Origin of the sequence: Mesorhizobium sp. M7D.F.Ca.US.004.01.2.1, assembly GCF_003997785.1 — a bacterium.
Classification (GTDB): domain Bacteria; phylum Pseudomonadota; class Alphaproteobacteria; order Rhizobiales; family Rhizobiaceae; genus Mesorhizobium; species Mesorhizobium loti.
Genome location: NZ_RZRQ01000002.1, coordinates 15,516 through 36,816, shown reverse-complemented (window position 1 = coordinate 36,816; position 21,301 = coordinate 15,516). Strand labels below are relative to the sequence as shown.

Sequence of the window (21,301 nt, the reverse complement as noted above, 5' to 3'; positions counted from 1 at the left end):
GACGAAACGGGTATATTATCAAGTCAGGCTTGACACGATGGCGCACGCAGAGTTGTCGCGAGAACAATAGCTCATGAGTAAGTTCTATCAGGAACTCGATAAGGCAGGTGGGTTCGATTACGAACTTTATCAGCTTCCGACCCTCAGCTGGAGAACATTTCGCGGGCCGCCGGTAGATACCTCTAAACCGTATCTTGCTTTCGTCGGGGCAGCTCAGACGTTCGGGCGCTTCGCAATGAACCCATTTCCAACCGAATTGGGCAGACGGCTGGATTTGCCCGTCCTGAACCTCGGGGTCGGAGGATCAGGCCCCCGACATTTCATGAATCGCGCCTACCTGGATCTCATGAACGGAGCAGAGGCCGTCGTACTCCAGGTGTTATCGGGGCGCAGCGCCTCGAATTCGCAGTTCGACAATTCCAAGTCGGGCGGTCATGCTGGGTACCGGACGTCGGACGGATCAGCACTGCGTTCGGAAGAATTATTTCGACAATTGGCAGCATCGTCATCGCAGAAGGAGATCGAGACGATCACCGAAGAAACGAGGGCGGACTATACGAACGTCTTTGTTAATTTGCTGCAGGAGATATCAGCTCCAAAAATATTGTTTTGGCTTTCTAGTAGACGTTCTGCATATGAAGACGACTATAGCGACTTGCCTTACAGTCTTTTTCAGGCAGTGCCTCAGTTGGTCAACGAAAGAATGACGAAGGAGATTGCGGCTTTCTCCGACGAATATGTCGAATGCATCTCTACTGCCGGCCTTCCGCAAACGCTATGGCCGAGCGAGCGCTCGATAGACGGCGCGTCGTCAAGAGAGGGAGTGCTCGAAAATAATTACTATCCCTCACCGGCGATGCATCTTGAGGCTGCGGATGCTCTTGAGCAAGTCTGTCGAAAATACACCGGGCGTTACAAGCCGGAGCGTTCAGATCTGACAAAACAAAGATTCGTGGTGATTGCGGGAGAGAGGACTGGCACAAACCTTCTCATCGGCTTGCTGAAGGATTACGAGGATTGCCAATGCGGATTCGAGTTGTTCAATCCAGTAAATATCAACAAGGACGTAATCCCATGGGATAATATTTCGGTAGAAGAAGTTCCTGCTCTTTTGGAACTTCGAAGGACCGATCCTGTTTCGTTTTGGAATGCGCTATGCGAGCGAAGCGAAGCCGAAGGGTATAGTGCCACAGGATTCAAATTGCTTTATGGTCACGGACTTTCGCAGGATCGAGTTCTGCAGGCACTGATGTCAGACGAGAACGTGATGATTATCCACCTATTAAGGCGAAATTTGCTGAAAAGACTTGTCTCCGAACAGCAGGCTCAATCTTCAGGAAAATGGGCAGAGGGCTGGTCAAGCCCGATTACCAAGCGGGAACCGGTTGCCTTGACGGAAGGAGAAATTATTAATTCAATTCAACAGATTGAGGAGCACCAGGCATTTTTCGAAAAGGCCTTTGCTCATCACAGGGTTTTGAAAATTTTCTACGAGGATCTGGCAAACAGGCCAGTGCGAATTGCCGAGCGAACCGCCCATTTTCTGGGTTTGCGCGCGCGGAATAGTCCAGCAAGGGTGAAATTTAGGAAAACCGGCGCCGAAAAGCTAAAAGACGCATTGGTCGATGCAGACGCTCTTAGGGCCCGTATGCGGAGATGGGTCTCTTTTTTCGATCGATAGCCTTCGCACTGCCGACAAATGAAAAGAGCTGACGAAGGAGGCGCTGTCGTAGAGCCTCTCGTCACTTTGCTAATTGCGCAGCCTCAACGCCGATATACACGCCGAGATTTCTCGATGCCGCCACCACGTCATCTTTGACAGGCCCTTGAACATCTCCCACCTTTTGTCCCAAAGGGCTTTTGTAAAAGGAGAGGAGGTTGCCAAGCTCAGAAGGCGTGAACCTGGCACGGTATGACTTGGCAATTGCTCCTAGAAAAACAACTTTATATGATCTGGCATCGTCCTCAAGTTTCGGCAGAGCGTCAGACGGTCCAGGGATCTTTAGAGCTGTCAGTTTCTCCATTGCTTGATTCACCGTCAACGAAGATAAGTTGTCGTAATATTTATCGTATCCAAGTATTAGCACGATATCATCGGCTGGGTCAGCTAACGCGGGTGGTGAAAATATTATGGTGGCAAGGAAAATTGCAGCGACCAGGGTATTATTTGGCGTCGGCCGTGATGCTGTCACTTTTTTCCTCCTGGGGCCGGTTGTACGTCGTAACCCTTATATTTGTCGTACATATCGAATCCGAAATCTATCGCGGACGACGCGCCCTTATTCAATGTTGCGACGCCTAGATCGACGACGTGATCGCTGAACGGAATTCCAGAATATGCAGCAAGAATTTTCGCGGGTTCCGGGCCAACCTGCTGCGTGAAGGTCACCATGTCGATTTTTCCTGCCTGAAGATCATTTATCGCTGTTCCGATTCGAGTTCCAGAATCGTAAGCTGATTTGAGCTTGAAAGCATTTCCAAGAGCTTCCAACGCCTCGGATGCTACCGAATAATTACTTATACTGAACTCGGTATCAGCGTTATCAAGGACACTTACCGCTGGCCTCCAATTGGCCGCCTCGCTTGAATCTGCCATCTTTTCCGCAGCATACTTCAACACGTCGACCGTTTGTGATGCCGCTTCAGTAGGTATGTCCTTTACTACCTCATTACTAATTTTCGTAACCTCTGAGGAATAGGTCTGAGGTTCGGGCGGCGGTGCGCCCTGCAAAGCGTTTTGTGTCTCGGAGTTTACAATATCGGGTTCAGCCGGATTGTCAGGTGGTTCGACGCTGGACGAATCCGAATTGTAGGCAAGCCGAGCGTATCCGCCGCTTTCTTGGGCAATTTGTGCGAATAGAACATTCCGTTCTGGGAAAGTCGCCTGGATGTTGTCGGCGGTTTCAACTGCCTTGGTCCTGTCGTCAGCATAGACCGAGGTCGGCAATGCGGCAAAGGTTACCGTCATGCCCAGGGCCAGTGCGCTGGCGGCCCATGAATGTGACGGGAAAGTTTCAGAGGCGGTTGATTGAAACTCGGGCGCAATCAATGGATCGGCGTGTTGACAATTACAGTCGTTGAACACGATCCCGTAGTCCGGCAGACTTGCGACTTCGACGATCTTACATCGTGTGCACGAAATAAGTTTCATATTCTCGACGATTGCTGCGAAATCGGCGTCATGCATCCGAAGCCCGCCCGCTGTGGAGCGAAGACTTCTGTCGGGTGCAAGTGGTCCACCAAAAATTGCAAAGCAATATCGGCCAATAGCCTCTGCGCAGGCCGCGTCGTCCGAGATGGGAATAAGAGGAATTATCCCGGAGCCACCGAACTCAGCTGGCGGGTACCGCAATTCGTCGAGCTCTACCGGACAGACACGGTATCCACCAGTGGGCGTATCGCCGAAGCGGAGCACGGGGGTTCGCTGTCTGTTATTTTGAAGCGTGGCAATCTTGTCGCTTGAGCGCCCCGCAAGGGGAAATGGACCTAGTATGACGGCGCCCTGCTCATCAAGCAAAGTGCAAGCGCCACATCGATCCCGATTGGCGACGAACTCTATCCGGAGCAGGGACAAGAGATACACCTCGCAAGAGTGGCCAATAATTCGCAAAAAAAGCACGGTTTGTCTAGCGGATAATCGAGGAGATGCTAAGCGCGATCGCCGAGCGGCATTCTAGCTATCGTGCCATCGAAGATAGAAGTTAACTGACTCAAGGATCGAATACGCGAGTCATGACAAGGTTCGGTAGAGGCGCGCAACTGTGTATCCGGATCGGGTAATCTTGGAAGACGACTTGCGTCAAGTATCACTGTGTTTTGTAGTCGCGGGGGCTGCTGCCTGCAAAGACGCACTGTGGGTTAGTCTCACGACCCAGACACCGCAAGCAGATTGAACGTCTGATATTTCCGTTGCGAGCCGCGAAGCTGCCGTTCCACTTTCGCGAAGAGTTCTCGGATGCCGGCAGGCGTACGAAAGGCCCCGAAGAAGCAACCCGCGGGGAACCAGCGCAGGTCGTACGCTGTCGCCGTGTCCGGCGACCGGCCAAGGAGGGGCGCGAACCGTCTGAAATCGCGGACGTTGTTGCGCTGCGTCTCCCGGCTCAACCGGCGCAGGGTCATGTCGTCGATCAACCGCTGACTCAGTGGACTGATTGAGGCATCGAGAACAGGATAGGGCATGGTCAGGCTCTGTGTTGAAGAAGCCCGTGATGCTCTGCTCCGGCCGGCAGGCGCTCAATGCGAGCGCGATATCCGCCTCGTGCTCTCTACCTAGCAGCACGCACCCATTCCCCGCAGCGGATTCGTTCTCCGAAGCCAAAGCCGTCGACAGATGGTTCTACAATTGGCCATCGACTGGGGTTCCTGGAAGCTTTCCGAACTTTCTGCCTCGCGCCGCCAGCCGAATTGAGGGCACTTGTGAAAGAAGTCGGAATGCATGAATCTGCGGTCGGGCAAGCTTGATCGATGCGCACACGCATCGGAATTCATACAGAACGGCAACACCTCATCGCATCTGGGCAAGCCCGGGGTCCATAGGGCTGGGCATGACGTTCGCAGTTTTGAATCGTTACGGCTCCCCGGGCCGAATGAAACCGCGAACTACGAGCTGCCGATCCCCCTCGAAACTACGCTAAAACCTTCCGTCAAGACTCGCAAGCGTGACCGAGAGCGCGCGGAGCGCATCGAATTGGCCGGCGGGTCTCGGCCATCCCTCCGAGAGCGCGCTGTCGCATTCGCCCGTGAAAAGCGTGAAGTGCGAACGCGCGAGCTGACTGAGATCGGAATTCCCCGCTGCTATCTGGCCCGGATGTGCGACGAGGGGCTGCTCAGCAAAGGTTGGCTATGGAATCTACCGCGCCACAGATCGCGAGGTGGTATCATTAGATTTTGGCCAAGCCGTGGTTTGCCGAGAGCATTCTTGACGTCGTTAACACGCGGGAGGAGGCGCGAGCTCCTGCACGGGTCCTGGCAGGATGGTGACCTTCGCGCCGTATCCGAGGCCGTTGTCGATCATCGCGAAGCGGCCCGATGATAGCTTCAGGCCCTGGCGATAGATGCCTGAGACGTGTTCGCCGGCTATTGCCGCCCCGCTAGGAAAAAAGGCCGGCGCCCTCGCTGGGAGGTTGCCCGAATGGCGCCGGCCAGACGGTCCTTTTCAGGTCCGCCGCTCTCAACACATAGCTGAGTCTTTCCGTTACGTCAGGTGGTGACCGACTAGGCTCTGGCTTTCCGCTTCGCAGGTGCCTTCTTGGCTGGTACGACGGGTTCAGCCTTGCGGCCAAGCCCGATGGACTTTGCAAGTTGCGAGCGCTGAGCGGCGTAATTTGGAGCTGTCATAGGGTAATCGTGCGGCAAGTTCCATTTGGCGCGATAGGCGTCCGGTGTTAGGCCGAAGTCCGTGCTAAGATGCCGCTTCAGGGATTTGAACTTCTTGCCGTCTTCGAGGCAGATAATGAAGTCCGGCGTCACCGACCTCTTCGGGTTGACCGCGGGAGTTTGCGGTTCAACGACAGGCGGAATCGGCGTGCCTAATCCGGACAGCGAAGCATGAACCGATGCTATCACGTCCGGCAAACCAGACACCGGCAATGGATTGTTGCTGACATATGCTGAGACAATGTCGGCTATTAACTCAGCTAGTTCGGCAGCGCGGGTGTCGGATTCGTTGGTCATAGGTGGTCCTTTTGTCTGATTTATCCCCTCTCTATTGGTTGATGATCAACGACGCAACCGCCCTCCTAAGCTTGGTCTATCGAACTGCAGTGGAGCCGGCGCAGAATTCGTACGGACTTCGGACAACCCTTTGATGTTATTTCAGAAGTAGTAGCGACCGTAGAGCGAACGTGGCTTGTGGAGCGAAGTTGCCTGCCGAGCATCCGGTTTGGCTGGGGTTCCTGGAAGCTTTTCGAACTTTCTGGGTTGCGCCTCAGCCCGAACTGCGAGCGCTCATGGACAAAGTTGGATACTAGATTGGTATTTCAGACGGCTTTGAAGGCATCGACTTCTGGCACGTGCGCCTGATATCGCGAGCACGACTCCTAAGTGCCATGTGGAGCTTGGTCGCCCACAACGCCGTCTTCGGGCTCTTGAAGAAATCCAGGGCTTCTCTGTGGTATCTGAAAAGCTTGTAGGTCCGCTCGTCCACGTCCGCCTCCTGAAAGAGGTGAGTCTACGATTCAGCGGAATCGGCCTGCAAGATTTTGTGATGGTGTCGTTATGGGGCCGTCGGAACGTCGAAAAACATCAACGTAACAATGATTTCGCGGCTGACGTCACCCGGGTTTGCGAGGACGTAACGGAACCTAGTGTCGCCTTCAACAACAGGGCCGCGCTTATATTGTGCATGGGCCTCGATGGCCTTGTTTGCGGTCTCGATAACGCCTGACAAGCCCTTGTTGCGGTTAAAGATGATAAGAGCCGCTTTGGTGTCGCGCCAGCTGAGGTATCTGAGGAGTTGGTCGACTGTCTCCGTAAAGACCTTTTCGCCGTGCCAGAACTTACATTCTGCGATGAAAACGTTACGACCTTCGGAGCGGATGAGAATGTCGGTTTTGCCCTCGTGATTGAAGGTCTCGCCGGTGGCTTGGCCCTCGTACTGACCGTTGAGCTGTACCAAGTAGTGCTGCCTAATGTCTTCCTCGCCCATGTCGTGAAAAGTGTGCGGGCTGCGCTCCATGACCTTTGTCATGTTTTCGATGACACTAAGAATGTGCGCGTACTCTTTCTCGTCGAGTTCGGGCTCGGGTTTGAACGGAGCAACCGTTTCTGTCCGCACGGGAACGACCTTCCGGCGTATCTGAGGAGCAATGAAGGTTGTCGGAGCGTCGGGTCTGCGCTTCATTGGAAAGCCAAGCGACGCGGCCAAGCCCTTGCCTTTCAACAATTCCGCCTTGCGGGCCTCAAAAAACTGGCGCGCGGGCTGCTCTATCTGGCTCGCCACATGTTGAAGATCCGATGCGGCTGTAGCCAAATGTTCTTTGATGCTTCTAACCACCGCCCCAAATTCGGCGTTCAGCTGGTCGCCACTTTTTCCCGCCGTAGGGAGTGAGATCACCAAGTCGTTTGCCATGATGGCGGCTTGGGGCCCTGGATAGGACGCACGCGAAGGCTGAAACCGGAAAAGGTCGCGGTTTCCTCTGAAAGGCAGGTGATACATCACGACATGAAATCTTTGGGGCTCTGGATCTCCGTAGCTGTCACTGAATATGTCATAACGATCTCGGCCGCGTGGCTGATAGGTTCGCTCCTCTTCATCGATCCAAACACTATCCTCGTCCACAGTAGGCAAATCGGGGCGGAATTTGGCGACAAGTTCGCTGATCACATCCTCCATTGGGACCGACAGAAAAACGCTCTCTGGCATTGCCTTCAATTCATTCATCGCCAGAACCGGTAACTGTCTGGCCAAGTCCAAGGTCGAGCCCTCTGAAAACAGATATCCTTCCGGCATCCCGCGCCTCCAAGTTCTTAAGGAAGCACAATAGCGAACTGCGCGACCTTGATTGAACCGCGGCGGGAAGTATTCACCGAAAAATTTGATCAGGTTCCCCACTCGTTTGCACAGCTGTTAGGAACCTGTCGGCAGCCTCGCGCAGTCCATCCTGCGAGGCCATCGCGGCTACGAAACGTGCCAATTCGATTGCGAAATATTGCTCGTTGTCGGTCAGGACTTTTCGGTAGCCGCTTATATCTTTGGGGGTGACCATCGCTGCCAAGTGCTTGGCATGGTCTTCAATCCGCTGTGGCCGTTCTGTGTTGGGTTTATCGGGCATCTCCGTGCCTTTCGTTGTTATCGTTTGCGGCGACTACGAACGCTGCCGCTTGGTGTGGAACTATCGCGTTGCCGTATCCGCGTAGCTACCCCCCCTCTCATAGCCATCAAGCCTACCGTCCGGCCCCTCTGGAGAGATACATGGCTGGAACCCATGATCGTTCCCCGGCGTGCAGTCGCGGCCCCAATAGAGCCGTGGATGATCAGCCAGGATCTGCAGGCCTGCCCGCATGATGAACAGCATGAAGAACATGTTCAGAAAATGCTGGACTTGCAGCCACTCAGGGAAACCGGAGTCCACCGCCGGCGCCGATTGCGCGATGCCTGGATGGTTTTGGATGAAGGCGGTCACGCTCGCGCAAGCTTTGTGCCAAGGCAATCATGCAGAGCAGCGCGGCGGCGCCGATCGGCAGCGCCCATAGCGTATCGATCCAGCTAGTCCCAATGCGGATGCGTGGGAAAATCCCCTGTTGCGGCGGCATCCAATGATTGAGACGGATGCGATCATCGGCGTCGCTGAGGCGCGGAGCGGCTCGGGCGAACGAGGCTGCGTGTTGGTGGGCATCGGGCAACCGCTTTCTCTGATCAATCGCGTCTGACGAAAGTCAGTCGCGAAGTCTGGTGAGCGCCGAACCCTTGTGGAAGGCAATATGCTCAGTCTTGCTGCTCTTTATCTCGTATTGCGGCGCTTCAGCGCTTGCATGGTGCGTGTAGCCATGGACATCGAAATTGTGTTTGTGCACACGAACGATCGTGCCGCTGACGCCCCCGGCTTCCGAATTCCAGCTCACGTGATCGCCGACTTCGAATCTATCCGCCATGTGGCTCGACCAAGGGTGACAGGGATTCTCGCGGAACCAAGACGCCATTCCGCACCTGGATGGCGCAATCGAATGGCGATGATCCACCACTCAACCTTTGCGCTCGAATTCGGTTCCAGCGAATCGCTTCCCGATGCAGGCGGCTTTTTTGATCTGGAAGATAAACAGGCTACGATCCGCGCCGAGGTGGCCAGGGTCGCCGTGCGCCGCCAGATTGGAATCGAAACGAACAGCTTCTTCACCATAGGCCATTCCACGCGTGCGATCGTCGAGTTCGCCGAACTGCTTCAGCGGGCTCGTGTCGATTTCGTTGTCGATGTGAGGTCGATGCCGCGCTCGCGCACCAATCCGCAATTCAACGAAAACAGCCTTCCCACAACGTTGGCGCCGTGGCGGATCGGCTATGAGCATATCGCTGCGCTCGGCGGCTTGCGGGGCAAGGCGCGTGGGCCGGTGCCTTCCCCCAATAGCTACTGGCGCGTAAATAGCTTTCGCAACTACGCCGACTATGCGCTGACGAAGCCGTTCGCCAAAGGCTTGGCGCAACTGCGAGAGCTTGGCAGTGAGCATCGCTGCGCAATTATGTGCGCGGAAGCCGGCTGGTGGCGCTGCCACCGCCGCATCATTGCCGACTACCTGCTCGGAGAAGGCGAACGCGTCATGCACATCCTTGGGCGGGTCATGTCGAGGAGGCCAGCCTGACGCCCGGCGCTGTACCGGGGTCGCGATGGCCTGGATACGGTCGGCAACCGGCTCGCCCAGATCGTTCGTCAGGTCGCGATAAACCTCGCCGGGATCCTTGCCCATGCTCGCCATGATCTCTGCCGACAGCAAGGCTGGAACGATGCCATCCTTGTCGGTCGTCCAGACGGCACCGTTTCGGCGCATGAACGTCGCTCCGGCGCTTTCCTCGCCGCAAAAACCCAGCGAGCCGTCCTGAATCCCCTTGGCGAACCATTTGAAACCGACCGGCACTTCGTACAGCCTGCGTCGGAGCCTGGCGCTGACGCGATCGATCATCTGGCTGCTTACCACCGTCTTTCCGACGGCTGCGTCCGCCCGCCATTCGGGGCGATGCTGGAACAGATAGTCAATCGCCACCGACAAATAGTGATTGGGCGGCAGCAGCCCGCCGGTGCGCGTGACGATACCGTGCCGGTCGTGATCGGTGTCGCATGCGAAAGCGATGTCGAATTGGTCCTTCATGTTGATCAGCCTTTGCATGGCGTAGGATGAAGACGGGTCCATGCGGATCTGGCCATCCCAGTCTGTGCTACCTATTGTGCTACCTATTGTGATACAAATCGAGCAGGAGAGCGTAAAAAGCACAATAAAAACAATAGCTTATTAGGCATATCGATCCCAGCCAACGGTACCATCAATTGATTCTCCAAATCATTGATTTTTCTGTAGAATTTTGTGCCGAGCGACCTAGTCCTTGCGCCATTTTGGCCTTTTGTGATGCCTATTGTGTTACTTATTGTGATACAAACGGTACCGTAAGACATGGGAAGGCGACGCGAAGAGCATGATCCTGATCGCTTTCTGTAGCGGCGGGGCGATCGCTTCCATTACTACCGACGGGTCCCAAAGGAGCTAAGGGATCTCGATGGTCGCGGTGCATTCGTACAGCGTGCTTTGGATACGGCTGACCGGTTGAAGGCGCGTACTGCCCGTGACCTCCATGAAGCTGCCGACACCGCGCTATGGTCTTCTCTCATGTTGGGCGAAAACCCAGACGCCGCGCGCATTCGCTACCAGTGCGCTATCAAGCGTGCAGAGCCCCGCCGACCCTAACCCACGCAGCCGTGCCTAAAGACGGGCTTTTGTGCTGCGCGGCGTGGCCAGCAGCAGGCTCGTCTCGCTGCCGGTGATACCGGGCACCAGGCGAATCCGGCGCAACACCGCATCTAACTCGGTGAGGGTTGCCGTGTTGAGTTCAACCACCAGATCCCAGCGGCCATTGGTCGTATGAATCGTAGCGACTTCCGCAAAGCCACCAAGAGCGCGGATCACCCGATCGGCCGCATGGCCTTCGATCTCGATCATCATGATACCCCTGACAGCCGAGCTGATCGCTTCGGCGCGCAAGATGACCGTATAGCCGATGATCTCGCCGGACTGTTCAAGCCGCTCCATTCGCGAGCGTGCCGTGGCGCGCGACACGCCAAGATCCGCCGCCAGGTCGGAGATGCTCCGCCGCGCGCTGTGGCGCAGGAGTGTGATGAGTTTCTGGTCGAGAGAATCCACAATTGTCCAATATGGTAGCCTGATGTCTCAAAACGATAACTCTTACTGCTGGTTTTGCCAATCAGCTCTATTCATTCTGCCGGCAGCATACGGTTCAACACCTCCTGGGCCTCATAGAGGGAGAGTGCTTGCATGAACTGCAACATATTGGGTGCGCCGGTGCAGGACGGCGCTGGCCGAATGGGCTGCGAAATGGGACCGAGCGCCTTGCGGACGGCGGGGCTGGTCGGCGCCCTCAGGGACCTTGGCCATGCGGTTGCTGATCTTGGCACCGTCGCGCCGACGCCGGTGCGCCCGATCGCCCATGGCAACCTGGCGCTGAAGGCGCTGCCGGAGATTTCAGCGTGGACGGCGGGCATCGCGGATGCAGCCTATGCCGCCAGCGCGGACGCCATGCCGATCTTTCTCGGCGGAGATCACTCCATCTCCGCTGGAACCCTGTCGGGACTGGCCCGTCGCGCGGCGCAAACCGGCAGGCCGCTATTTGTGCTGTGGCTCGACGCGCATCCCGATTTTCACACGCTCGACACCACCGCCAGCGGCAATTTGCATGGCGTGCCGCTTGCCTACGCCAGCGGCCAGCCGGGCTTCCACGGCTATTTTCCGGATCTGCCGGAGCGGATAGACCCGGCCCGCATCTGCACATTGGGTATTCGCAGCGTTGATCCGGCCGAGCGGCAGGCGCTGCGCGCCGCGGGCGTCACCGTGCACGATATGCGCGCCATCGACGAACATGGCATCGCGCCGCTTCTGGGTGCCTTTCTGGAGCGGGTGACGCTCGAGAATGGCCTGCTGCATGTCAGTCTCGATGTCGACTTCCTCGATCCGTCGATCGCTCCCGCGGTCGGCACGACCGTTCCGGGTGGAGCAACGTTTCGCGAGGCCCATCTGGTCATGGAGATGCTTTCGGATAGCGGCCTGGTTAGCAGTCTCGACCTTGTCGAACTCAACCCCTTTCTCGACGAGCGCGGCCGCACGGCCACGCTGATGGTCGACCTGACGGCAAGCCTGATGGGCCGCCGTATCATGGACCGGCCGACCAGGAGCTTTTGATCGATGAACGCCAAGCTGAACATCGTCCCCTTCGTCAGCGTCGACCACATGATGAAGCTGGTGCTTGCCATCGGCGTCGAGCGCTTCCTCATCGATCTCGCAGCTTACATCGAGGAGGACTTTCGTCGCTGGGCGCTGTTCGACAAGACGCCGCGCGTCGCCTCGCACAGCATTGACGGGGTGATCGAACTGATGCCGACGAGCGACGGCCGCCTCTACGGCTTCAAATACGTCAACGGCCACCCCAAGAACATGCGTGAGGGCCGCCAGACGGTCACCGCTTTCGGCGTCCTAGCCGATGTCGGCAACGGCTATCCGATGCTGCTCTCCGAGATGACCATCCTGACCGCCTTGCGCACGGCGGCAACGTCGGCGGTCGCCGCAAAATACCTGGCGCCGAAGGGCGCGGACTGCATGGCCATCATCGGCAACGGCGCCCAGTCGGAATTCCAGGCGCTCGCCTTCAAGGCGCTGCTCGGCGTCAACAAGCTGCGCCTCTACGACATCGACCCGGCAGCCACGCGCAAATGCGCGGATAATCTGGCGGGACTGGGGTTCGACATCACGTCCTGCGCTTCGGCACATGCCGCAGTGGAGGGCGCGCAGATCATCACCACGGTCACCGCCGACAAGCAATATGCGACCATCCTCACCGACAACATGGTCGGCAGCGGCGTCCACATCAACGCGGTCGGCGGCGACTGCCCGGGCAAGACGGAACTCCATCGTGACATCCTGCTGCGGTCGCGGATTATCGTCGAGTACACGCCGCAGACGCGCATCGAGGGTGAAATCCAGCAACTCGATCCGGATCATCCCGTCGCCGAATTGTGGGAGGTGATGGCTGGAACGGCCGAGGGGCGCAGCAACAACCAGGCGGTGACGCTGTTCGATTCCGTCGGCTTCGCCACCGAGGATTTCTCTGCTCTCCGCTACGTGCGCGATCAACTCGCCGACACCGGCCTTTACGAGGAGCTGGATCTCCTTGCCGATCCTGATGAGCCGCGCGACCTCTTTGGAATGCTTTTGCGTGCGGCAAGGCAAGACTGAAACTGCTGTGCGGGCTGCTGGGCGTCGGCCATACGACAACACACCCTTGGTAAGCCGTCGAAGCCGCCAGTTGACCGAGTGGACGTTGACCGGAGCCGCGACCCACTTGCCTTCATAGACTATGACGCCGGCGGGTCGAATTCAGCATGTTCATCACCAGGGTGCTCCAGGCGCTGCCGAGACATGCCTAGGCGGGAATCGAGAAGATCGGATAGTCAAAGGCTTGATTCTAGTATCGATTCCAGCCAACGCTACCATCGGATTTGATCGTCGACACAGCACGATATACCGCCGTAGCATACCAATAAGGAAGTGCTCCTTGACAATCTTCCCCTTCACCGAAGCCATTCCAATCCAGTTTCAAGACCCGCTGCCGAAGACCTCGGAAGTCGTGATCATCGGCGGCGGCGTCATTGGCGTGACCACGGCACTGTTCCTGGCGCGACGCAACATCTCGGTGACGCTGCTGGAAAAGGGACGCATCGCCGCCGAGCAATCCTCGCGCAATTGGGGCTGGATCCGGCAACAGGGCCGCGATGCCGACGAACTGCCGATCGTGATCGAAGCGCAGCGCCTCTGGCGGCAACTGGCGCAGGAATGCGGCGAGGACATAGGACTGAAGCAGACGGGCGTTACCTACCTTGCGCGGACCGACAAGGAGATGGCTGGTTTCGCGAAATTCCTGAAGATCGCCCAGGCTCATGGCGTCGACACGCGTCTCCTCGACCAGGGTGAGGTGGCAAGCCTGATCCCGGCCATGTCGCTACCGTTCAAAGGCGCCATGACCACCCCATCGGACATGCGCGCCGAGCCTTGGGTTGCCGTGCCCGCGATCGCTCGCCTGGCCGCCCGGCAAGGCGTCACGATCATCGAGAATTGTGCGGCACGTATGCTCGACATCTCGGCCGGCCGGATCAGCGGCGTCTGGACCGAGCGGGGCCATATCGCCACTTCGAGCGTCCTCGTCGCCAGCGGCGCCTGGACATCGCTCTTCCTGCGCGCGCACGGCATCTCGATCCCGCAGCTCAGCGTCAGGGCGACCGTCGCCGCGACTGCGCCGATGGCGGAAATCCACGCCGGTGCCGCCGCGGACGAACGCATCGCTTTCCGGCGCAGGCAGGATGGCGGGTACACGCTCGCATCGGGAGGCAGCAACCAACTCTACATAGGGCCGGACGCATTTCGCCATGCGGGCAAATATGTCAGCGCCCTGATGGCCAATCCCTTTGGCACACGCTACCTGCCGGCCGCGCCGCGCGGATATCCGGACGCCTGGTCAACTCCGCGAAGATGGGACGCTGACAAGGAAACCCCGTTCGAACGGATGCGCGTCCTCAATCCCGCTCCGGAGGCCTCGGCGCTCCGCGCCATCGACAGCGGGTTCAGGGAGCTTTTCCCGCAGTTCAAGACAGTGCCGATCAGGGCGAACTGGGCCGGCATGATCGATGCGATGCCGGATGTCGTGCCTATCGTCGATCGCGCCGCTGCGATCCCGGGCCTCGTTGTCGCGACCGGGATGAGTGGCCACGGCTTCGGCATAGGACCCGGAATGGGCCGCATCCTGTCCGATTTGATCCAGGGCAACGAGACCGGGCACAATCTCCACAGGTTCCGTCAATCCCGTTTCAGCGACGGCAGCCCGATCCGATTGGGACCGTCGCTGTAAGCGTTCAGCCGCCCGCCGGCTCGTCGGCTCTAACCTTGAAGGGGGCCGGACGCAGGGTTCAGGTGCCGCATGCCCGAGCGTACACCTCGATGCTTTGCTGGACGTGATCGATCGCGATGTCCTCGCCGTCGCAGGCGCGGTCGGCCCAAGCGAGCGCCGAAGGCAGGTGCTGGAGAAACAGCGTCACCGGCACCTTCCGGCCCTTCAACGTATCGAAGAGTCGGTCGCATGCGGCACGGGCTTGCGGGGTCGCCCAATAGTATCGGATGCGATCGGAATAGGAGTAGTGGCGCAGCATCCGCTTGTCGGCATCGCTGCCGTGATAGTGGCTTGCCCAGTTCTTGGGGGCGCCGTGCATCAACTCTTCCATGGCGTGGTGAAGCGGCCGCTCGCCATAGAAGGGCACCAGATCGGAAGCGATCAGGTCGAGCGCGTACAGCGCCTCGCGCAGTTTGAAGGTCAGCTCGGGGCCGACCTTGAGGATGGCGAAGCCGTCCTCGACGAGTTCACGCAACGGCCTCTCGCCCTGATAATCCGTCGAATGGGCTTCGAAAACGAGCGATGGCAATCTGTTCAGCGTTGCCGCCAGATCACGGGCCTTCGCCCGATCGTAGAAAATCACATTCTGGTTGCCGAACTCCACGCCCGGCTGCACCACAAGCCCGATGACGCGGGAAAACGCGCTTTCAAGCCCGGCGGCCTGGAATGCTTTGGCGTGAATGGCATATGTTTGGCGAGCCGCCTCCGGACTGGTCGGGGTGATCGCATCCAATGCGTGATCGGCGCCGCCGGGCGGTGGCACTTCCGTGCCGATGATGTAGACCGGGCTTGCCTTGCTGCTCTGCGCTGCCGCCTGTTCCGCGACGCCCGCCAGCTTGGCGGCGCGCTCGGCCACCGTGTGGTCGTCGAGCGCCGCCGGTTCACCCGCGCAACCCATCGAGGCATCGAGGTGGATCTTGCGGAAGCCGGCGCGGACATAAGCATCGACCATGGTCCCGGCCTGTGCCATCGCCTCCTCGGCGGGCCGGTCCTTCCAGGGACTAGGGCCGAGATGATCCCCGCCAAGCACGATCAGCTCTTTCGGGCATTGCTCGGCTGCCGCGAGTGCGTCCACCATCGCCGCGAAATCGGCCGGCGTCATGCCCGTATAACCGCCCAGATGATTGACCTGGTTGCACGTCGCCTCGATCAGGACGGTGGTGCCGGTTTCCCGGCCATGGCGCAGTGCAGCTTTCAGCACCAACGGGTGTGCCGAACACACCGAGGTCACCCCGATCTTCTTTCGTTCCCTGTACAGGGCCGGCAAATCTTCGATCGCCACACGCATCAGCTTCTTCTCGCCGTTCTTGCCATGAAATCTTCCAGTTCGGCACGCGTGCCGGCTCCCTCCATGGGGCCGAGGCGTGTGACGTTGCGCGCTCCTGCCGCGTTGGCGAATTCGAGCGCCGTCTGCAGCGGCATGCCCAGCCGCCGGCATGCGACATAGGCTCCCCCGAAACAGTCGCCGGCGCCCGTGGGGTCCGTTTCCTCGACGATGAGGCCGGGGCAATCGGCGCGGGCGCCGGTGCGTTGACGGGCCGACGCGCCATGTTCGCCGCGTTTGACGGCGATCTCCTGGACCCCTCGTCTGAACAGCGCCTCGATCGCGCGTTCCTCGCCGTCCATGCCTGCGGCCAGGAACAATTCGTTGCCCGAGGGTAGCAGCAGGTCCGCTTTGTCTACCAGACTTGCGAATTTCTCCCCGGTCTGGCCGTGCGCCAGCAATTCCTTGCGCAGGTTCGGATCGAGCGACATGGTGCCGCCGCGTGCCTTGATCAAGGGGATCGCGCGCTCGGTGATCGCCCAGGCGGCGGGGCTTGCGAACACCGTTCCCATGACGTGGATATGCCCGCAACGCGCGATCAGCGCCTCGACCTGCGGGATCCATTCCAGCCGGGCGGCGGCGGATTTGGCGATGTTGTAGACGAAATCGCGGCTTCCATCCTCGCGGTAGCGAACAAAGGCGCTGCCCGTCGGATGATCCGGGGAAACAGCGATGGCGGAAATGTCTACGCCGTCTCGCTTCAGGCGCTCGATGTTGACGAAGCCGAAATCATCGTCGCCGACCACGCCCACCATCGCGGCCGCTCCGCCCATACGCGCGCATTGATCGATGAAGATGGCGGGCGCGCCGCTCGGAAAGGGACCAATGAGGTCGATAGGTTCCCGAAAGCCGGTGCCGGTCTCCCTTGCGACGATCTCTACCAGGATTTCTCCAATCGTCACGGTTGGCCCGAGCGAGTCCGGTGCCAGCGTTTTGGGGGTGTCGTTCATCAAGCGTCTAATCCTGGGGTGTGGTGTCGTTTGCGGTCCACGAGGCCGAGGCGCAAGGGGATTCTTACCGGATCGATGTGAATCGACTAGATGCCATCGCAATCGGGGAGGGCCGGACGTAGCCCCTCAGGCAGGATCCGACTTCGTGCCACCAGGATATCTCCATAGAGCCGTTAAGCTTCGCGCAATCTATGCGGTCTATCCTGGCTTGCAGATTGTCGAGGGAACATGAAACGCAAGCCGCTTCTGCTTTTTGCCTTCCCATTTCTCATTCTTTCGATCCTGGCAGGGGAGCGCGTGGCGACCTTCTTGCTGGGAACCTATCCAGCCAGCCCCACCGCATGGTGGATATGGCTTGAACTGCGCCCTCTGTCGACGATGCTCTGGCAGCAGGTCAATCTCTGGCTGGGCGGCTCCATGGCTGTCGACGCCGCCATCCTTGCCGCGGTATCGATCGTCTGCTGGATGGCGTGCCACACCAAAAGGTCGGCATTCCCGTTCCTCGCCAACCACGTCGCCTTGATTCTCGCCGGGCTGATGATCGCCGTCGGCACCCACTCTGAAACGGCGAGCACGATCGCGGCGTTCACGTCGCCCAGGGGTCTTCCGTACTCGCTGGCTATCGATTTCACCTTGAAGAACAGCCTGGTGCTGCTTCTGGGCACCGTGGCCTGTGCCTACTGCCACATCGCTTTCCTGGCTGAAGCGCGCGATCGGTCCGTGCGGGCCATCCGCATCCTGGCCCTTCAGCGCGATCTCTGAACCGCTCGCATCCTGCCCGGATCCAGCACGTCAGGTCTAATGCATGTCGCCCAAAAGTGACCTCGGTTTTGGGAAAACGACATGCATAAAAACAAAGACCTAAAGCGCGTCGCCTGAATCCGTTCAAACGCGACGCGCTTTAATTGTTGATCCTGCGGTAATAGACCTTGCCGTCAGGCTGCTGGATGCGCTGGTAGTTGGAGCTTGGGGCAGGGGGCGATGCCGGTGCAGTGCTCTTCCTCGGCGCACGCGGTGCTTCGATGACGCCGGGTTCGCTCGCGCTCTCGCCGTCGAGAGCTTCGGGCGCTTGCGCCAGCGTGCTGGTGGTGATCTCGGACGGTTCGGCCGCACTCGACACGGCCTCGCCGCCGGCAACCGGCACATTCTGCCCCAAACGGGCAATGTTGCCATTGATCTCGTTGAAGCTGCCTTGCAGTTGGCTGTCCAGTTTCTCGAACCGGCTCTGGAAGCCGTTGTTGACCGTGTCGAGCCTGGCCGCGATCCGCTGTTCGAAAGCTCCGAGCTGCTCCAGCCGCGCTTCGACGAAACGCAGGTCGCTTATGCCCCGATAGAGATAGACCGCAGCCGCCATGTTGATCGCGGTGATCACAAGGGCGCCGCAGGCGACGATGACGCCGATCGTCTTTATGTTACTGGGTTTCTCGATGGCGCGCTGTTCGCGCTGTTCCTGGTTTCCGATGTCGATCGCCGGCATGTCCGGTTCGCTGATCGTCGTCATTGGACCACCACCTTTGCGCCGACCGCGACGCGCTTGAAAAGATCGATCACATCCGTGTTGGTAAGACGAAAACAGCCTGACGTCCCGTCGAAGCCGACACCCGACGGATCGTTGGTGCCGTGTATGCGGTAGAGCGTGTCGCGCCCGTCACGAGACAGATAGAGCGCTCTTGCGCCCAGCGGATTGTAGGGGCCGGCGGGCACCATCTTCGGCAGCTCCGGCTGGCGGGCCCGCATTTCCTGGGGCGGGCGCCACTCCGGCCATTCGGTCTTCGCCCCCACCTTGACGACGCCCGTCCAGCCAAACCCGTCGCGCCCGACGCTGATCTGGTAGCGCAGCGCCTGGCCCTGGCGGGTCACCAGGTAAAGCGCCTTCTCGTCCTTGCGGATGATGATCGTTCCTGGTTGCTCGGCAGTTGCGAAGGCAACAGCCTTGCGCAGGCTAGGCCCCATCGCCGGCAGCGGCGGCCGTTCCGAAAGCGCCGATCGCGCTTCGGCGAAGTCCTGGACGGACAGCGCCAGCGCCACGCCGAGCACGCAGGCGCCGGCCAGCCGCCCAGCGATCCGGTATCTCGCGATCCGATATCTATCGGGCAGCGTCATCGAGCCGCTCTTTGAACATCCGCTTCAGATCCTTGTTGAAGCGCGCCCGTCCATCCACTTCGGAAGGCGGGATGGCCCTGTTCAGCGCATCGCTCAGAAGGGCGTTGTCCAGTGCGACCGACTTGATGTGCGGCGCCTTGAATATCTTTTCGAGCTCGCTGCGCGAAAAATGGTTCCCGAACCATTTGCGCTTGTGCTTGTTGGCGACCAGCGTGATGTTGACCGCGTTGCCGCGCAGTTCGCGGATCTTCTTGTAGAGCCGCTTGCCTTGCCGCAGCGAAGCGACATTGAGTTCGAAGACGATGAATATCTCGTCGCTCGTCGACAGCACGGAATTGTGCCACGGCGTTTCCAGATTGGGCAGGTCGATGACGATGTCGTCGAAGCGGTAGGCGACCAGGTCGAGAAGCCGGAAGACGAAATCGCTGCCATGCGGCTCGAACGGCAATTGCGGCCGCTCGAACGCGTAGAGGGTGAGGCCGGACGGACGCGACAGCTTGATCACATCCATCAGTTCGACATCGAGCCGTTCCGGCTGGCCGATGATGCCGGCAAGATCGAACTGGTTGAACAAATTGAGATAGGCGCCGCAATTGGCGCTTTGGAAATCGAGATCGACCAGGCAGGTGGACGCCGCGCGCTCAGCCGATTTCGAAGCCAGGAATTCGGCCGCCGACAGCGCCAGCGTCGTGGCGCCCGCGCCACCGCTGGCACCGATGAAGGTGATGATCCGGCTTTTCGTTCCCTGGTTGCCGGTGTCGTGGAAGGTCACCGCGTTGAGCAGCTCCTTGCCGTCGAGCGGCTTGTGCAGCCAGTCCGAGGCGTTCATGCGCACCAGCACGCGCGTCTGTTCTGAGGTCAGCTCGTCGGAAACAGCGATAAGCGGCACATCAGCCCACAGCGCACGCGCCTCGACGATGCCGGGCCTGCCAAGCAACTCGCCATTGCCGAGATCCAGGATGACGATGCCCGGGCGTGTGTCCGCCGGCGGCCCCTTGAGAAAATCACCCGTCTCGGAAACCCGGACATCATAGATCGCCAGCGCATCGAGCCGCGTCGCCACATCGCGCCTGAATTGCGGATCCGACGAAAACAGCGCCACCTGCTTGCGCTTGGTCGGCGTAACCTTGGTGTTGATGGCATTCATGGATAGGTGCTCTTCATGTCTTCGCCCGTGACCGTGCTCAGCATGGAGGGCATTGTGATGGTTCCGAACCCGAGAAAACCGGCCAGAAAGAAGAACTGGAAGGGATGTTTTTCAATACTGACGGTGATCGTTGGTACCGGCCCATTGGGGCGCGTCCAGTAGCCGAGGCCCGAGGCCTGATACTGAATCTGGACCTCGGATTTCAGAAGGGTCGGCAGGAAAGTCAGCATCCCCGGCCGGCTGCTGCTGCCGCTAAAGATGAAGTCGAAAGCGGCCTGGTTCACAGCAAGGTTTTGGCATGTGGCGCCTGTTCCACAAGTGCAAGATACAACTCCGGCGGCACTGGCGGTACAGATATAGCTGTAAATGTTGGCTGGAACCGCCTTTCCCACATCCAGTGAGTCGCTGGGGGTTTTTGCCTCGAGCAGAAGTCCGCTGGCGATTGGAGCGGAAATCTGCGCCAGCCTGGCGCCGGCCTGGACCGCTTTGTTACCAGCATTCCATTGGTAGAAGGCGTAGCCGAAGTCGACGAAACCGAGCAGCAGAGTCAGCAGCACGGGCATTGCAATGGCCGCCTCCACCATTGTCGCGCCGGATTGGTTTCTCCAGAACGTGCCGTGCGAGATCACCATCCGAAGACACGCTCCTGATGGAACACAGTGAGCGTAAGATCAGCAAAGCCAAGATAAGACCAGAGACCCAGAGTAGGATATGGATATGACGTTTTGACCTGCACGACAATGACGGTGCCGGTGCTGCTGAGATAGAGCTGGGTACCGGTCGTGGCATCGGTCGCCTGGAGCGATTGTGCCTTGGTGATGGAGACTTGAGCCGCGGTCCACCCGGTAACCCTCTGGCTACCGTTTGTGACGGCCCCGTTCACTGCGAGGTTTGTTGCCAAAGCTGAACAGGTGTCCCAATCACTGCTGCAGCGCGCCATATAGCGAGCGGCATCCTCGACGCCAGCTTCGAGAAGCAGGCGCGTGTTGAAGATGTTCGAGAACTCGAAGACACCCGCTGCCAGCAGCAACACGAATGGCGTAACGATCGCTATCTCGACCAAGGCAGCGCCTTGTTCGTCATGATGGAACCGCTGGAGGAACTGCCTCAGTTTGATGAACATGGCG

At 59.0% G+C, this 21,301-nt stretch carries 21 protein-coding genes and 2 pseudogenes; 6 read left to right on the top strand and 17 right to left on the bottom strand.

Annotation, left to right across the window (positions count from 1 at the left end; genetic code table 11):
• Positions 1–73 precede the first annotated feature (73 nt).
• A complete protein-coding gene (locus tag EN993_RS00960; protein ID WP_127262139.1) occupies positions 74–1,681 on the top strand; it encodes a DUF6473 family protein in 1,608 nt (535 codons plus the stop codon).
• A 61-nt stretch (positions 1,682–1,742) separates the two neighbouring features.
• Here EN993_RS00960 and EN993_RS00955 read toward each other — a convergent pair whose 3' ends face one another.
• The 8 genes from EN993_RS00955 to EN993_RS00910 form a co-directional block, all read right to left on the bottom strand.
• Positions 1,743–2,192, bottom strand: coding sequence for a DUF2059 domain-containing protein (locus tag EN993_RS00955; RefSeq protein WP_127262138.1), 450 nt, complete (start codon positions 2,190–2,192; stop codon positions 1,743–1,745).
• Entirely contained in the window at positions 2,189–3,187 is a 999-nt protein-coding gene (locus EN993_RS00950; RefSeq protein WP_127262137.1) for a hypothetical protein, read from the bottom strand. Before EN993_RS00950 ends, EN993_RS00955 begins: the two co-directional genes overlap by 4 nt.
• Positions 3,188–3,864: 677 nt before the next feature.
• Positions 3,865–4,179: a hypothetical protein gene (locus tag EN993_RS37600; protein WP_245468579.1), complete on the bottom strand. Its 315-nt coding sequence runs from the start codon at positions 4,177–4,179 to the stop codon at positions 3,865–3,867.
• Between the two features lie 1,035 nt (positions 4,180–5,214).
• The gene (locus EN993_RS00930) at positions 5,215–5,673 is read right to left on the bottom strand and encodes a MucR family transcriptional regulator (RefSeq protein ID WP_127262135.1); all 459 of its coding nucleotides are present in this window, start codon (positions 5,671–5,673) and stop codon (positions 5,215–5,217) included.
• A 541-nt stretch (positions 5,674–6,214) separates the two neighbouring features.
• Complete coding sequence (locus EN993_RS00925; RefSeq protein ID WP_127262134.1) at positions 6,215–7,450, bottom strand: hypothetical protein; 1,236 nt, start codon at positions 7,448–7,450, stop codon at positions 6,215–6,217.
• A gap of 73 nt (positions 7,451–7,523) precedes the next feature.
• A complete protein-coding gene (locus EN993_RS00920; protein WP_127262133.1) occupies positions 7,524–7,772 on the bottom strand; it encodes a hypothetical protein in 249 nt (82 codons plus the stop codon).
• 60 nt (positions 7,773–7,832) lie between these two features.
• Positions 7,833–8,123: a hypothetical protein gene (locus EN993_RS00915; RefSeq protein WP_127262132.1), complete on the bottom strand. Its 291-nt coding sequence runs from the start codon at positions 8,121–8,123 to the stop codon at positions 7,833–7,835.
• Positions 8,124–8,376: 253 nt separating this feature from the next.
• A complete protein-coding gene (locus EN993_RS00910) occupies positions 8,377–8,592 on the bottom strand; it encodes a DUF2945 domain-containing protein (RefSeq protein WP_126067837.1) in 216 nt (71 codons plus the stop codon).
• Positions 8,593–8,793: 201 nt separating this feature from the next.
• Between EN993_RS00910 and EN993_RS00905 the strand changes: the two are divergent.
• A pseudogene (locus tag EN993_RS00905) lies at positions 8,794–9,410 on the top strand (DUF488 domain-containing protein).
• Here the strand turns inward: EN993_RS00905 and EN993_RS00900 are convergent.
• A pseudogene (locus EN993_RS00900) lies at positions 9,328–9,861 on the bottom strand (alpha-D-glucose phosphate-specific phosphoglucomutase); the annotation flags it as partial. The pseudogenes EN993_RS00905 and EN993_RS00900 overlap by 83 nt on opposite strands.
• Positions 9,862–10,404: 543 nt before the next feature.
• Complete coding sequence (locus EN993_RS00895; protein ID WP_127262131.1) at positions 10,405–10,842, bottom strand: Lrp/AsnC family transcriptional regulator; 438 nt, start codon at positions 10,840–10,842, stop codon at positions 10,405–10,407.
• Positions 10,843–10,974: 132 nt separating this feature from the next.
• Here EN993_RS00895 and rocF point away from each other — a divergent pair, with 132 nt between their 5' ends.
• From rocF to EN993_RS00880, 3 genes are all read left to right on the top strand, one after another.
• A complete protein-coding gene (gene rocF, locus EN993_RS00890) occupies positions 10,975–11,895 on the top strand; it encodes an arginase (RefSeq protein WP_126067895.1) in 921 nt (306 codons plus the stop codon).
• 3 nt (positions 11,896–11,898) lie between these two features.
• Positions 11,899–12,945 (top strand): ornithine cyclodeaminase, encoded by a 1,047-nt coding sequence (locus tag EN993_RS00885; RefSeq protein WP_109670135.1) that lies wholly within the window; start codon positions 11,899–11,901, stop codon positions 12,943–12,945.
• A gap of 319 nt (positions 12,946–13,264) precedes the next feature.
• Positions 13,265–14,611: an FAD-binding oxidoreductase gene (locus EN993_RS00880; protein WP_127262130.1), complete on the top strand. Its 1,347-nt coding sequence runs from the start codon at positions 13,265–13,267 to the stop codon at positions 14,609–14,611.
• 58 nt (positions 14,612–14,669) lie between these two features.
• On the opposite strand, the gene EN993_RS00875 is transcribed toward EN993_RS00880, so the two are convergent.
• Both EN993_RS00875 and EN993_RS00870 read right to left on the bottom strand, forming a co-directional pair.
• Complete coding sequence (locus EN993_RS00875) at positions 14,670–15,938, bottom strand: D-tagatose-bisphosphate aldolase, class II, non-catalytic subunit (protein WP_127262191.1); 1,269 nt, start codon at positions 15,936–15,938, stop codon at positions 14,670–14,672.
• On the bottom strand, positions 15,938–16,924 hold the full coding sequence (locus EN993_RS00870; protein WP_127262129.1) for a sugar kinase: 987 nt from the start codon (positions 16,922–16,924) through the stop codon (positions 15,938–15,940). The genes EN993_RS00875 and EN993_RS00870 overlap by 1 nt, the downstream gene beginning before the upstream one ends.
• A 228-nt stretch (positions 16,925–17,152) precedes the next feature.
• On the opposite strand from EN993_RS00870, the gene EN993_RS00865 reads away from it, so the two are divergent.
• On the top strand, positions 17,153–17,686 hold the full coding sequence (locus tag EN993_RS00865) for a hypothetical protein (protein ID WP_109670125.1): 534 nt from the start codon (positions 17,153–17,155) through the stop codon (positions 17,684–17,686).
• Positions 17,687–17,825: 139 nt separating this feature from the next.
• Here EN993_RS00865 and EN993_RS00855 read toward each other — a convergent pair whose 3' ends face one another.
• From EN993_RS00855 to EN993_RS00835, 5 genes are read right to left on the bottom strand one after another with little or no spacing between them, the layout of a single operon-like run.
• Complete coding sequence (locus EN993_RS00855; RefSeq protein ID WP_127262128.1) at positions 17,826–18,425, bottom strand: hypothetical protein; 600 nt, start codon at positions 18,423–18,425, stop codon at positions 17,826–17,828.
• A complete protein-coding gene (locus EN993_RS00850; RefSeq protein WP_109670121.1) occupies positions 18,422–19,027 on the bottom strand; it encodes a L,D-transpeptidase in 606 nt (201 codons plus the stop codon). Before EN993_RS00850 ends, EN993_RS00855 begins: the two co-directional genes overlap by 4 nt.
• Entirely contained in the window at positions 19,011–20,174 is a 1,164-nt protein-coding gene (locus tag EN993_RS00845) for an AAA family ATPase (RefSeq protein WP_127262127.1), read from the bottom strand. Before EN993_RS00845 ends, EN993_RS00850 begins: the two co-directional genes overlap by 17 nt.
• On the bottom strand, positions 20,171–20,806 hold the full coding sequence (locus EN993_RS00840; RefSeq protein WP_127262126.1) for a TadE/TadG family type IV pilus assembly protein: 636 nt from the start codon (positions 20,804–20,806) through the stop codon (positions 20,171–20,173). The genes EN993_RS00845 and EN993_RS00840 overlap by 4 nt, the downstream gene beginning before the upstream one ends.
• Entirely contained in the window at positions 20,800–21,297 is a 498-nt protein-coding gene (locus EN993_RS00835) for a TadE/TadG family type IV pilus assembly protein (protein ID WP_109670115.1), read from the bottom strand. Before EN993_RS00835 ends, EN993_RS00840 begins: the two co-directional genes overlap by 7 nt.
• Positions 21,298–21,301 lie beyond the last annotated feature (4 nt).

Bases quoted from the DNA above. Each gene is read 5' to 3' on its own strand.
- EN993_RS00885 (WP_109670135.1), top strand. From the start codon at position 11,899: ATGAACGCCAAGCTGAACATCGTCCCCTTCGTCAGCGTCGACCACATG.
- EN993_RS00845 (WP_127262127.1), bottom strand. From the start codon at position 20,174: ATGAATGCCATCAACACCAAGGTTACGCCGACCAAGCGCAAGCAGGTG.
- EN993_RS00840 (WP_127262126.1), bottom strand. From the start codon at position 20,806: ATGGTGATCTCGCACGGCACGTTCTGGAGAAACCAATCCGGCGCGACA.
- EN993_RS00910 (WP_126067837.1), bottom strand. From the start codon at position 8,592: ATGGCGGATAGATTCGAAGTCGGCGATCACGTGAGCTGGAATTCGGAA.
- EN993_RS00960 (WP_127262139.1), top strand. From the start codon at position 74: ATGAGTAAGTTCTATCAGGAACTCGATAAGGCAGGTGGGTTCGATTAC.
- EN993_RS00865 (WP_109670125.1), top strand. From the start codon at position 17,153: ATGAAACGCAAGCCGCTTCTGCTTTTTGCCTTCCCATTTCTCATTCTT.
- EN993_RS00925 (WP_127262134.1), bottom strand. From the start codon at position 7,450: ATGCCGGAAGGATATCTGTTTTCAGAGGGCTCGACCTTGGACTTGGCC.
- EN993_RS00930 (WP_127262135.1), bottom strand. From the start codon at position 5,673: ATGACCAACGAATCCGACACCCGCGCTGCCGAACTAGCTGAGTTAATA.
- EN993_RS00835 (WP_109670115.1), bottom strand. From the start codon at position 21,297: ATGTTCATCAAACTGAGGCAGTTCCTCCAGCGGTTCCATCATGACGAA.
- EN993_RS37600 (WP_245468579.1), bottom strand. From the start codon at position 4,179: ATGCCCTATCCTGTTCTCGATGCCTCAATCAGTCCACTGAGTCAGCGG.
- rocF (WP_126067895.1), top strand. From the start codon at position 10,975: ATGAACTGCAACATATTGGGTGCGCCGGTGCAGGACGGCGCTGGCCGA.
- EN993_RS00855 (WP_127262128.1), bottom strand. From the start codon at position 18,425: ATGACGACGATCAGCGAACCGGACATGCCGGCGATCGACATCGGAAAC.
- EN993_RS00920 (WP_127262133.1), bottom strand. From the start codon at position 7,772: ATGCCCGATAAACCCAACACAGAACGGCCACAGCGGATTGAAGACCAT.
- EN993_RS00875 (WP_127262191.1), bottom strand. From the start codon at position 15,938: ATGCGTGTGGCGATCGAAGATTTGCCGGCCCTGTACAGGGAACGAAAG.
- EN993_RS00950 (WP_127262137.1), bottom strand. From the start codon at position 3,187: ATGCATGACGCCGATTTCGCAGCAATCGTCGAGAATATGAAACTTATT.
- EN993_RS00850 (WP_109670121.1), bottom strand. From the start codon at position 19,027: ATGACGCTGCCCGATAGATATCGGATCGCGAGATACCGGATCGCTGGG.
- EN993_RS00870 (WP_127262129.1), bottom strand. From the start codon at position 16,924: ATGAACGACACCCCCAAAACGCTGGCACCGGACTCGCTCGGGCCAACC.